General features: G+C 54.8%; 11 protein-coding genes. 9 read left to right on the top strand and 2 right to left on the bottom strand.

The window, feature by feature from the left end; translation table 11 throughout:
- The first annotated feature begins 76 nt into the window (after positions 1-76).
- Positions 77-559 carry a tetratricopeptide repeat protein gene (locus OEU85_RS00610; protein ID WP_262689491.1) on the top strand — a complete coding sequence of 161 codons (483 nt, stop codon included), beginning with the start codon at positions 77-79 and terminating at the stop codon, positions 557-559.
- A 58-nt stretch (positions 560-617) separates the two neighbouring features.
- Here OEU85_RS00610 and OEU85_RS00615 read toward each other — a convergent pair whose 3' ends face one another.
- Positions 618-1,544 carry a hydroxymethylglutaryl-CoA lyase gene (locus OEU85_RS00615; protein WP_262689492.1) on the bottom strand — a complete coding sequence of 309 codons (927 nt, stop codon included), beginning with the start codon at positions 1,542-1,544 and terminating at the stop codon, positions 618-620.
- 337 nt (positions 1,545-1,881) lie between these two features.
- Here OEU85_RS00615 and OEU85_RS00620 point away from each other — a divergent pair, with 337 nt between their 5' ends.
- The 6 genes from OEU85_RS00620 (at position 1,882) to OEU85_RS00645 (ending at position 8,487) form a co-directional block, all read left to right on the top strand.
- Positions 1,882-3,891 (top strand): elongation factor G, encoded by a 2,010-nt coding sequence (locus OEU85_RS00620; protein WP_262689493.1) that lies wholly within the window; start codon positions 1,882-1,884, stop codon positions 3,889-3,891.
- A gap of 91 nt (positions 3,892-3,982) precedes the next feature.
- Positions 3,983-5,428 carry an alpha/beta hydrolase gene (locus OEU85_RS00625; protein ID WP_262689494.1) on the top strand — a complete coding sequence of 482 codons (1,446 nt, stop codon included), beginning with the start codon at positions 3,983-3,985 and terminating at the stop codon, positions 5,426-5,428.
- Between the two features lie 11 nt (positions 5,429-5,439).
- Positions 5,440-6,186, top strand: a complete 747-nt coding sequence (locus OEU85_RS00630) for an ABC transporter ATP-binding protein (protein ID WP_262689495.1) — start codon at positions 5,440-5,442, stop codon at positions 6,184-6,186.
- Entirely contained in the window at positions 6,183-7,352 is a 1,170-nt protein-coding gene (locus OEU85_RS00635; protein WP_262689496.1) for an ABC transporter permease, read from the top strand. The genes OEU85_RS00630 and OEU85_RS00635 overlap by 4 nt, the downstream gene beginning before the upstream one ends.
- 23 nt (positions 7,353-7,375) lie before the next feature.
- On the top strand, positions 7,376-7,882 hold the full coding sequence (locus OEU85_RS00640; protein WP_262689497.1) for an RNA polymerase sigma factor: 507 nt from the start codon (positions 7,376-7,378) through the stop codon (positions 7,880-7,882).
- Complete coding sequence (locus OEU85_RS00645; protein WP_262689498.1) at positions 7,879-8,487, top strand: hypothetical protein; 609 nt, start codon at positions 7,879-7,881, stop codon at positions 8,485-8,487. The genes OEU85_RS00640 and OEU85_RS00645 overlap by 4 nt, the downstream gene beginning before the upstream one ends.
- On the opposite strand, the gene mnmD is transcribed toward OEU85_RS00645, so the two are convergent.
- Positions 8,466-10,370, bottom strand: a complete 1,905-nt coding sequence (gene mnmD / locus OEU85_RS00650; RefSeq protein WP_262689499.1) for a tRNA (5-methylaminomethyl-2-thiouridine)(34)-methyltransferase MnmD — start codon at positions 10,368-10,370, stop codon at positions 8,466-8,468. The genes OEU85_RS00645 and mnmD overlap by 22 nt on opposite strands.
- A 132-nt stretch (positions 10,371-10,502) precedes the next feature.
- Between mnmD and OEU85_RS00655 the strand changes: the two genes are divergently transcribed.
- Complete coding sequence (locus OEU85_RS00655; protein WP_262689500.1) at positions 10,503-11,033, top strand: gamma carbonic anhydrase family protein; 531 nt, start codon at positions 10,503-10,505, stop codon at positions 11,031-11,033.
- A 79-nt stretch (positions 11,034-11,112) separates the two neighbouring features.
- Positions 11,113-12,072, top strand: coding sequence for a DUF2336 domain-containing protein (locus tag OEU85_RS00660; protein WP_262689501.1), 960 nt, complete (start codon positions 11,113-11,115; stop codon positions 12,070-12,072).
- The last annotated feature ends 361 nt before the right edge of the window (positions 12,073-12,433 follow it).

A 12,433-nucleotide genomic window follows, 5' to 3' on the forward strand; every position in this document is an offset into this window, starting at 1 on the left:
CTATATAGGCTTCATCGGCGGTGAGCGACCCGCTGAATACCGGGGAACAGGTGTTCCCCATGCGAGGAGACAAATAATGTTCAAATTTTCAAAAACTCTGACAATCGCGGCGGGTCTTGCTGCCGCCAGTTTCACCGGCGGTGCCCATGCGCAGTCAGTCAAAACCATCTATGTCGGGCAGGATATGAATATCGAGCGCGGGATGAATGCCTTGCGATCTGGCGATCTTGACGGTGCAGCCAAACATCTGCAACGGGCGGCACGCGCGGACATCGGCAACGAGCGGCTGGTGCCGGTTCTGAGCAATCTCTGTGCGGTTGACTATGCCCGGGGTAACCTTGACGCAGCGGAAAAAGCCTGTGATCGCGCCATTGGTGAGGACAAGCTCTTTTGGCGCGCTTATGTCAACCGCGGCAATATCCACAAAGCTCGTGGAGACTTTGTGGCTGCACAGGCTGATTACAAACGTGCGGTGCGCATCGACGACAATGAGTTGGTGCAACGGGCGCTTGCGAGCCTTGAGGCGCACAAAGACAAACTATTGGCCGAAGCAAAATAACGGCTGATATGTGAAGCAAAAAAACGGGGCGTTTCACCCAGGTGAGACTGCCTCGTTTTTATTGCGGTTTGGGAAACCCACCGGCATGAGCCACCATAGAGGGTGCTGGGCGTCCGAGGATAGCCTCAATCCAGTGTGACAGGTCGATGGCTTTTTCCAGGTCGACGCCTGTCACCACGTCGGAACGGTCCAGCATGTATATCAGGTCTTCTGTCCCTATATTGCCAGTGGCTCGCGGGGCAAACGGGCATCCGCCAAGGCCGGCAATCGAACTGTCCAGCACACTGGCGCCTGCCTCATAAGCCGCCCAAGCGTTGGCTATGCCTGTATTGCGGGTGTTGTGAAAATGCGCACGCCAGGTAATCTGTGGCAATGCATCGGTCAGCCGTGCCATTAACTTGCTGACATGAAAAGGTGTTGCGACACCAATTGTGTCGGCAATGGCAATTTCCCGTGGCTCTGCCTCAGCGAGGGACTGTGCCATTTCAATCACTGTATCCTCATCCACCTCACCCTCAAACGGGCAGCCGAAAGCAGTAGAAATAGTCACCTGAGCCTTGAGCCCTTCGCGGGCTGCGAGCTTGATGATTTCCTTGCAGATATCAACGGATTGCTCGCGGGTTTGACCCTGGTTCTTTTCGCCGAAAGTATTGGACGCTGTGGCGACACAGCCAATTTCGTCCACCCCGCGCTTGTTGCCTTCACGTGTAGCAAGGGCGCGCAAATAACCGCGCTTGTTTAGCACCAACCCAACATATTCCACCTCTTTGAGGTCAGGCAGTGCGGCGATGACTGCTTCGGCATCTGCCATCTGCGGGACCAGTTTAGGGTGTACAAAACTTGCCACTTCCAGACGTTTCAGCCCGGCCTCAATGGCGCGGTTGATCAGATTCACCTTCTGCTCTGTCGAAAAATGTACTTTTTCGTTTTGCAGCCCGTCTCGGGCCCCTACTTCAACAATTTCAACGGCGCGGTTTGTGCTCATGATCTTCCCTCAAGCTTGTCTTGTATCCTAGATAGCCATGTTGCAGTGCAATATCAACTTCTCAGCCGAGGCAAGCATGCCCAGGTTTTCCGACTCGCACGGCCTGTTTGTTGAGATTGAAACCGAAACAGACGATGGCCAGGCTTCATCACAGGTTTTTATATTTCAAAAGGTTAGGGCGCTTCCTTTTAAACCCGGATCAGATTTTTGCAATCTATTGCCTGTCTGGTACGCTGGTGTTTGTCCGCTTGAGAAAAGCAACACATGCCTACGCCCGGTTGAGCGCGGAATCTGATTTCCGCTAATCCAGCAATGTGACCTATGGACGGAGGGATCAATGACTAGCGGCACTCAGGCAAGCCCACGAGTAGTAGCACTCGTGGGCCCATATTCGAGCGGAAAAACAACGCTTCTTGAGAATATTCTTTTTATGACAAACACGACCCGCCGCCGGGCAAATGGTGAGCGGGTTTTTGCTGATGACAGTATTGAAGCCAAGGCCATGACCATGGGGGTGGATATTAACGTGGCAGAAGCTGAATATTTAGGTGATCGATATATATTCGTGGATTGCCCAGGCTCGATAGAACTGTTGCAGGAAATGCGTAACGCGATGCATGCTGTGGACGTGGCCGTCGTGGTGGCGGAACCCGAGCCCGATAAAATACAAGCCCTCAGCCCGCTGCTGCATGAGCTTGAGGCCGAAGGTATTCCGCACCTGTTGTTCATCAACAAAATAGATCACAGCAACGTGCATATCCGGGACCTTGCCGCGGCGCTTGATGAGGTCAGTGCGCTGCCAAGCGTGTTGCGGCACGTGCCGATCCGCGAAAAAGAACAGATCAGCGGCTTTGTGGATCTCGCGTCCCGCCGGGCCTATAGCTATGGGATTGACGGGAGCAGGGAGATTACCAAAACAGCAGCAAGCTATGTCGAGCAAGTTGCCGATGAACGTTTCCAGATGATGGAACGTCTTGCGGATTTTCATGACGAACTGATGGAAGAGTTGCTGGATGACATCGATCCGGCGGCGGAAGAAATTTTCAATGATCTGGCCACCGATCTCCGGGCTGGCAATATCATGCCGGTCCTTATGGGCAGTGCGCTCAATTCCTACGGTCTAAGGCGCTTGATGAAAGCGCTGAGGCATGAAATGCCGGACTTCAGCCTTGCGTCTGAGCGCATGATGCCGACCAGAGCGGGGGATATGGTTGCTTATGTTCTGAAGACAAAATATCTGCCGCATATGGGCAAACTCTCGTTTGCACGTATTGTCAAAGGCAAAATGAAAGATGGCATGCAGCTAGGCGATAGCAAGATCAGCGGCATGTTTGCGGTGCGCGGGCCAGAGCTCAAGAAGACAGCCAAAGCCAGCGCGGGGGACCTGATTGCCATTGCCCGCCTCGACGCAGTTGCCGGGGACACATTGGGGGGGACCGGAGCGCCCAAGCCTGAGCATTTACACGCTGTATACGCGCAGGCCCTTGAAGTGCATGACAGGAAGGATGAGGCCAAGTTATCGGAAGCCCTCACAAAATTGGTGGAGGAAGACCCGTCCTTTGAGGTGGAGCACAGGGAAGACACCGGTCAACTGTTGCTATGGGGGCAGGGGGAAATCCATATGCGAACGGCCAAGGCACGGCTTGTTGACAAATACGGGGTGGGCGTGACCTTCGCTTTTCCCCGTGTACCCTATAAAGAGACGATCCGCCGTGCGCGGGTGCAACATACGCGTTACAAAAAACAGTCCGGGGGGCATGGTCAATTCGGCGATGTGGTAATCGAGGTTAAACCACGGGGAATTGGGCAGGGTTTTGAGTTTGAAGAGAAAATTCATGGCGGGTCCATCCCCAAGCAATATATTCCCAGTGTCGAGGCTGGTGTGAAGGAATATTTGAAACAGGGGCCGCTCGGGTTCCCGGTCGTGGATGTCTCCGTGACCCTGCAAGATGGCCAGCATCACAATGTGGATAGTTCTGATATGGCCTTCAAAACTGCTGGGCGCATGGCCATGGCCGACGCGCTGCCGGGGTGTGAGCCTGTACTTCTCGAGCCAATTGAACATGTGCGGGTGATGGCACCTTCAAGCTATATGGCCAAGATCAACGGCATGATCACCTCGCGCCGGGGACAGATTATGGGTTTCGACGCGCGCGAAGGCTGGCCCGGCTGGGATGTTATCGAAGCCCAGATGCCAGCGTCTGAAATGCAGGATCTGATCATTGAACTGCGGTCTGTAACCCAGGGCACAGGCACCTTTGAGCATAAGTTTGACCACCTGAATGAACTCGGTGGCAAGCTGAAAGACAAGGTGCTGGATAAGCATGTGATTGCGCGGCGTACATAGAGCACGAGCGAATATCTGGAAAAAAGTTGTAAGGTTTCACTTTCTCCCCGGACTGTATGTTCTGAGAACGATGGTTCGAGAGGAGAGCAGATTGAATAATATAACCCGAGCAACGACAGCAGGCTTTGCTCTGTGGTGCACCGCATTGGCAGGCGGCGCCGCCACGGCAGCAGAGCCGGACAACCTGAAACCTTGTTTTCTTTCTGGTGTGAAGCAAAGGGTGCAGTGTGCCAGCTTCGATGTGCCGCTTGACTATAGCGAGCCTGGTAGTGGTACCGTCACACTTCACGCCACCATCGTTCCCGCAAAAGCAAGCACGCCAGCAGAAGACCCATTTCTGGTTTTCGCCGGTGGCCCGGGACAGGCGGCCGGGGACTACGGCATGCTGGTGCATGTGGCCTTCGACAACATCCGGACCAAGCGGGATATCATTCTACTTGACCAGCGCGGGACAGGCCGTTCAGCGGGTGTGCGCTGTGACGGGGACGAAATTCCAGAAAAACTGTCGGATATGACAGCCCTGGCACGACAGTGCCGGGAAAGTGCACCAATTGATGTGCGCCATATCACGATGGAAAATGTTGTACGGGACGCCGAAGAAGTTCGCGCCCGGCTTGGATACGAAACTTTGAATCTCTGGGGCGGCTCCTACGGTACCCGCACGGTTGCACTTTATCTGCGGCGATACCCGGAGCGTGTGCGCAGCATCGTTGTTGATGGCGTGTTGCCTCCCGATGTTTCTCTTTTTGAAACGTCGCCGCAAAGTGCGGAACGCGCCAAACATCTGATCGCTGAAGATTGCGCGGCCAATACCGCCTGTGCGGCAAGGTTTCCGAACTTCGAGGCTGATGTAGATGCTTTGATGGCAAAGGCAAAGGCAGGCGAACTGCACTATAGCGGCCCTGACCCTGTAACGGGTGAGACGATAGAGTTTGACCTGCAACATGGGTTTGCTGTGGAGGCATTGCGGGGGGCCTTTTATACCGCCGATACCACCACCTATGTACCACTGGTGGTGGATGAAGCCGTGAAGGGCAACCTCAATCCCCTGATTGCCTCGCTGCTGGGGGCGACGGCGATCTCGGAATCCATGTATCTGGGCACCACATATTCCATACTGTGTGGTGATGAAATCCCGCGCCTGAGCGAGGCTGAAGCCGTGGCGGCAGGCGAGGGTAGCTTTGCTGAGGACAGTTATTATCGATATTGGAAGGCAGGTTGTGCCGGGTGGGACAGCACCATGCCGGAAAGCGATGCCCTGACGCCGATTGAAGGTGATGTACCTGCTCTGGTGTTGTCGGGCAACCTTGATCCAATCACGCCGCCATCGATGGGCGATCATTTTGTAGGGGGCTTCCCGAACGGGCGGCATATTGTGGTGCCCGGTACAGGCCACAACACAAGTTATGTCGCTTGTATGCCTTCCCTTATGGCCGATTTCATCGAAAATCTTGATGTCTCTGCTCTGGATATATCCTGCTTTGATCACCTCCGGCGCCTCCCTCTCGCGGTTGGCCGTAACGGCAATACGGAATAGGGAGCATTACCATGATAAAGATACAAAAAATTGCGAAAAACTTTGGCGATGTGCAGGCTGTACGCGATGTGAGTTTCACAGCCGAAGATGGGTTGATTACCACACTGCTTGGCGCCAATGGCTCAGGCAAGTCCACAACGCTTCGGTCTGTCGCGGGGTTGCTTCGGCCCACGAGCGGTACAGTTACCGTCGACGGTATTGACGTGCTTGGAAACCCGATCGCGGCCCAGGCCCGGCTGGGGGTGTTTCCTGACCAATTTGGCCTCTACACCCGGCTGACAACGCGCGAACATATCGCCTATTTTGCCGAGTTGCAGGGCATGCGGGGACAGGCGCGTGACCATGCGGTGGAGGAGGTTACTCGCCTTCTGCATATGGAAGATATTCTTGACCGCCGGACCGAGGGTTTTAGTCAGGGCCAGCGGATGAAAGTAGCGCTTGCCGGTGCCATTGTGCACAAGCCCCAGAATATTGTGCTGGATGAACCGACCCGCGGCCTGGATGTGATGAGCATCCGGCTTTTGCGTGAAATATTACTGGCACTGAAGGCAGAGGGGCATTGTGTCCTGCTTTCGTCCCACGTAATGGCGGAAGTCGAGGTATTGTCCGACCATGTGGTTATGATGGCGGAAGGCCTGATTTGCGCTGATGGCAGCCCAAAAGGCATTGTGAGGGACAGTGGCCAGCCCAACCTTGAGGAAGCCTTTGTGGCGCTCACTAACGAAGCGATCAATACAACAAAAAGGAGCGCAGCATGAATCGCGCAATCGGTACCATTTACCGCAAGGAAATGAAAGATATGCTGCGTGACAAGCGCGCGCTGATCGCTATCGTTTCTTATGTTTTTGGCTTTCCGCTGATGTTTGCCTTTCTCTTTTACCTGATGTCTGATGACCGCGCGCCTGACGTGAAGTCTACAATTGCCATCGACGGCATGGCGCAGGCGCCCGGCCTTGTGGCATATCTGGAACGCGCGGGATTTGCCATTACCGGGACAGAGAGTGAACCAGTGCCCACAAGCCTGCCTGAGGGTGCGGATGCGCTTGTGGTATTGCCTGATGATTATGCGGCGCGTTTGCGCGACGGCAAGCAGGCGAGAGTCTGGGTTTATGTGGACGAAACGTCTCGCACCGCGGCGGAGCGCGGCATGAAAGCCAGTGAGGCGCTGCTTGCCTACAACCAGCAGATAGCAACTGTCCGGTTGGTTGCACGGGGTGTGCCTACCGGTTTGATGGCCCCGATGCAGATATCCACAGGGGACGTCTCCAAAGCCAGTTTTATCAACAAGGTCATGGGTAACATGATGATGTTGCTCTTTACCCTCGCGCCTTTTGTCGTGGGCCTGAGCGTGGCGCTTGATGCCCTTGCGGGCGAACGGGAGCGCCAAAGCCTTGCTTCTTTGATGGTGTTGCCTGTCAGCAGCGCGACTATAACTATCGGGAAGTGGGCTATGGTGGCAAGTTTTGGCCTTATCGGAACCATGGCGACGATGACGGTAAACCTGATAGCGCTGTCCCTGTTGCCCGCGGACCTGTTGCCTTTCACGCTAAAGGTTACACCGCCAGGCATGATGCTTGCGCTGCTGCAGCTCGTGACCTTGTGTATGTTTGTGGCGTCGCTGCAATTGGTGGTCAGCATTCACGCCAAAAGCTTCAAGGAAGGCCAGACCTATATGTCGATGATGATGATGGTGCCGGCAATCGTCGGTTATGCAAAGATATACGGTGAAAGCAAGCTGCCTGCGTTCGTGAACTATTTGCCGATTTTCTCCGACATGGAAAGCCTTGGCAGCATCTTTTTCTCGGGTGTTGTGGATATCCAGCTGACAGCTGCGGCAATGACGGCGGGACTTCTGGGCACCGCACTGTGCCTGAGCTTGACGATCAAGCGCTTGTCAAGCGAACATATGCTCGCTGAAGCATGACTTGAAGCCTGAAGGGGGCAGGGGTGGAATTTAACGCGGTACTTGGCGAATACGGGCCGATGCTGAGCCGGATCGTCGCCTCTTACGAGGTTGATCCCGCTCAGCAGCAGGAGGTACTGCAAGATGTGTCCCTTGCCCTTTGGCAGGCCCTGCCCAAGTTTCGCGGGGACGGCAGCCTGAAAGCCTTTGTTGCCCGGGTGGCGCAGAACAGGGCCGTCTCTCACGTCGCGAAAGCGGCGAACCGTCCGCGACAGGCTGAACTCAATGACGAGATTATCTGCAAGGCTGATGGGCCTGAAGTACGGCTCGAGAAAGAGCAGCAACGCGCGCAACTGCTGTATGCGGTGCGCGCACTGCCTTTGAACCTGCGACAAGTGACGACGTTGGCGCTTGAGGGGTTCTCGCACCGGGAAATTGCAGAGACCCTCGGTATTTCAGAAAATAACGCGATGGTACGGTTCAGCCGTGCCAAGGAAGCCCTGAAGCTTCAAATGGCACGCGGCAATACCGTGCAGAGAGGCGTTGAATGAGTGATCGCAAGAATATGTCCCACCAGCCAGAGTGGGATGATCTCAAGACCATGTGGCAGGATAGTACGCCGGTAGATATGGAAAAACTGGCTCGCAACGCCCGTCTGGTCTGGTGGCGTATGCGCCTTATCGCCCTTGTCGAAATATTGTTCTGCATTGTCGGTGCGGCGGTTTTTCTCTATGCGATTGTTGAACAGCAATCACTGGCCCGTGTCGTATTTGGTGTGTTTGGTGTCTGCTTTTGTGTTGGCGGGGGATATGCTTGTTTTTGGTCTCGCCGGGGTGCCTGGGGCCATGCGGAGGACGATGCGTTGTCTCTTGTGCGCTTGCAGATTAAACGGGCACGCGCCGGTATCCGCTACGTGAAACTGAATTGTTGGATGGGTGTGGCCTCTATTGCCATCCTTCCCCTTGCTTTTTGGGTCATGAATGACGGAACACGGAACGTTGGTCCTGACCACATGAAGGAGGTCCATATCACCCTTGCCGTTGCCGGGCTTGCGATAATTGCGTCAGTTGTGGCGCTCTGGCCTTACTACCGGAAAAAGAAGCGGGAACTGCATGAACTGGAGGTGCTTGAACATCAATTGTCAGAAGAGGACTGACCCTTGATGATGTCCCGGATCAGTCTGCGCATTGGGTGTAGAAGCGCGATGTGGTCCGTGGGCATCGGTAGCGGGTCGCCGCACAGGCCGGCTGCCAGGTAATTGCCCAGTATCGGGCCGTACTGAAAACCTTTTGAACCAAGGCCTGTGAGTATGCTGAGCCCCGTCAGGGAAGGCGGAGCGCCAAGGCCGCAAGTTTTGGCATCAATGCCCAGCCGCGCATATACCCGCCGCGCGGCCTCCCCGTCGTAAGCCGGGCCCGCATAGGGCAGATGGTCGGGTGTCGTGGCTCTTAGCCCTACCCAGGACCGCATTATCGCATCACCAGATATCTCATTACCGGTAACTGCCTTGTAGGCTGCCAGAATTTGGCGGCGATCGCTTTCTTTAGGAGCATGGGCACTGAGGGTTGCCTCATCCATGCGGTCGAAGGTTGAGCCAAGCGTGCGTATGCCATTGGTATTGGCTGTCAGGTAACCGCCGAATGACGCCGACCCGTCGGGTGCTGTCACTTGTTGTGAATCCAGCACTTCCACCTGACCGCGGTTTGGCCGCACGGTGGGGCGGGAATGGGTATCCAGAAGGTTGGTCGCGTCCAAACCGCAGGCAAGGACAACGTGAGCGGCTTCAATCATCGTGCCTTCGTCGGTCTCCATTGCCCATCCATTATTGGTGCGCTCGAGCTTTGAGACATGCATTTCATGCACCGACAGGCTAGTCCGCAGAGTGCGCAGCGCCATCGCTGTATCCAGGCTGCCGCCGCGCAGAAGGTTCAATCCTTCGGCTGCTTCCTCCAGCCAGTCCGCCGCCCAACCAAGATGGGATGCGATGGCATTGAGCCGTTCCGCATCTTTCGTATTTTTGGGCAGCATGGTGATGCCGGGGACTTCCGACCACGCACGAGCGAACGGTGCGAAGCTCGACGCATAGGCATAGGCACTGGTGAAAAACTCGGCAGCCGGCTGGTCATCCAATAGGAAACGCGGGGCCAAAATGGCGGAAGGAACATTGCTTGCCTGCTGGGCTGTGGGGCTTGTGATAAGTGTGACCGCTCGCCCTCGCTGTTGCAGCGCGTGTGCAGCGCTGGCCCCGGCTATGCCACCCCCAATCACGGCGATAGGCCCGTCGCTGGCCTCGCCAAGCGTGGCCCATTCGGGGAGCGAGACGTCCTTGCTGTATAAAGATGTGGGCGCGACGGCAGCACCGACAAGTCGTTCCCGTTTTCTGCCATACCCCGACACTTTTGCGGCATCAAAGCCACGCGCGATGAGGCCGCGGCGGACAAATCCCGCCGCAGTGAAGGTCGCGAAACGGGTGCCCGGTAGCGACAATCGGGCGATTTGGTCCAACACATCGTCCGACCACATCGCAGGATTTTTGGCCGGCGCAAAACCATCCAGATACCAAGCGTCCATCTTGGCGCGCAGTCGGCCAAACGATGCTGCGGCTTCGCCAAAAAGCAACAGGAGCGTAACGCGCCCGTCATCGAAGTGACGACAATGGAAGCCGGGGGCTGCGGGTGGCCACGCCGCACGCAATCTGGCCGCGAAGCTGGCGACCTCTGGGAAAGTTGCATGAGCTGCCTCAAGCGCTTTTTCTGTCAGCGGATATCCCTCCGCTGAAATGAAGGTCAGCCTGCCTTTGGCGCCACTTTCCCTGAAGGCTTTCCAGGTGGCGAGAAAGTTCAGCCCGGTACCGAAGCCGGTCTCTCCGATCACGAAGTGATCTTTGTTTCTCCAGCCATCCACCGCGTCGGTGCCTTTGATGAAAACATAATCCGCTTCCGCCAGGCCGTTTTCAGCGGAATAATATACATCACCGAAGTGGGCGGATACGGGCGCATTATCACGCCATTCAAGTTCGTTGTGTTCGATCTTTTTCATCTTGCAGCCATTTTGCGACAGAAGGGGTGTTCATTACCCTATTGCGGGCTATTTGTCGTGACAGAATTAAGCTTAGCATTGGCAAGTTTCGAAATTCATGTGTAAGTTGGAAGAGGAAAGTGTGGGGTTTGTATGCTTTATGAATTAGATGGCGTTCAGCCAGAGATCGAGGACAAGTCTGTCTGGATCGCAGATAATGCTACAGTTATTGGAAACGTTAAGCTTTCAGCAAGGTCAAGTGTCTGGTTTGGCGTTACCATCCGTGGCGATAACGATCCGATAACAATCGGCGAAGGTAGCAATATCCAGGACCAGTCTGTCTTGCATACCGATATGGGCGCGCCGATTGATATTGGTCGTGACGTCACCATCGGCCATAAGGTGATGTTGCACGGTTGTCAGATCGCTGATCGCACCCTTATCGGTATGGGCAGTACGATCCTTAACCATGCAAAAATAGGCGAAGGCTCGATCGTCGGCGCCAACAGCCTGATCACCGAGGGGAAGGAATTTCCCGCGGGTGTTCTTATCGTAGGGTCGCCTGCGCGGGTTGTCCGCAAGTTGACCGATCAGGAGCAGGAAATGATCAATTTGTCTGCTAAAATCTACCAGGACAATGCAGTTCGTTTCGCAAATGGCCTTAAAAAGATCACTTTTCCCTAGGAATTTTTATGCAAACCACGTATTCGCAGCCCCGGCAGTATATCATGACAATCTGCCATAGTGGAATTGGGTGACCTGCATGAGTATTGACGTGTCGCAGATGCAAGAACTTCGGAATATAGACCTTGAGGCCCGGGTAGAGATTGCCCGTAAAGTTGGCAGGATTCTGGCTCGTGAAAATGGAGCGGGCGAAAGCGACGATGCGCTTGAGCTTGCGCAATTGCTGGTGGAGGATGCGGCGATCTCTGTGCGGGAGGCGCTTTCAAAAGAGCTTCGGGCCTGCAGTTTCTTACCCCGTGAGCTTGTAAGCAAGCTCGCTCAGGATATAGATCAGGTCTCCATGCCGTTTTTGATGGCCTCGCAGGCCATCGACGATAGTTTCCTTGAGGATATCGTGCGTAGTTGTGGCTCCGGCCAGCAGGAGGCGATTGCCCAGCGGTCTCATTTATCTGAGGTTGTCAGTTTCGCTATCAGTGATGTCGGGAGTTATGACGCTGTTTCCACGCTGGTGGAGAATGACACTGCGACGCTGTCGGGGCGTAGCCACCACCGTGTGGTGGAGCGTTTCCCGGAAGAACGCAGCCTGATGGAGAAGTTGGCGCAACGTGCCGACTTGCCAGCTGAAGTGGTTGAACGCATCATATTCAAGGTTTCAAAGCGATACGGCGAGTATTTGTCGGAGAAGTTTGGCCTGGCAACAGACTATGCTTCCTATCTGGTATCCATGGCCAACCGGCAGGTGTTTTCCCGGACGCTCGAAATGGCGCCACTGAGTGAGATCCAGAACTATCTGCAGCAGTTGAGCACAATCGGAAGCCTGACATCAGACGTGTTGCTCAATTATCTCCAGAACGGCAACGTTCGGCTGTTTACCATGGCAGTGGCTGTCCGGCTTGACCGTCCCTATGAGGCTGTTGAGGCAAAGTTGTCGCAAGGCGATAAAAAGATCGTTGCACGCCTTCTTGAGGCGGCTGGCTTCTCAAAGTCTGTCATCGGTGTCCTTTTGATCGCCTATGAGCGCCTGATCAGGGGCCACTGATACGCGCCTGTATTGCCTGTCCCGGTGGCTTCTGCGTGATATCTCTCATATTCTTCCAATTACAGATTCTGTGGCGAAGGTGTCTCACTATGGCCAGCACGTTCTTGGGCTGTTGTCAGTCAGCCTGACAGCTTCAGTATTCAACCCCACACGACGGGCCACACCTTTGATGTATCATTTTGATGCGATGTTTTAAAATGATACACTATGTAAGGCAATGGCGTGTCTCATATAGAGACAAAAGAACAGAATATACTGATTTATATACATTTAAAAACTGGCATGTGGCTTGCGAATATCCTCATGCCTTAAAGATTTTGCCTGAGATCTGACGGGTACTCAAAAAGAGTATAATAGCGCG

Origin of the sequence: Kordiimonas aestuarii (assembly GCF_025574465.1) — a bacterium.
Taxonomy (GTDB): domain Bacteria; phylum Pseudomonadota; class Alphaproteobacteria; order Sphingomonadales; family Kordiimonadaceae; genus Kordiimonas; species Kordiimonas aestuarii.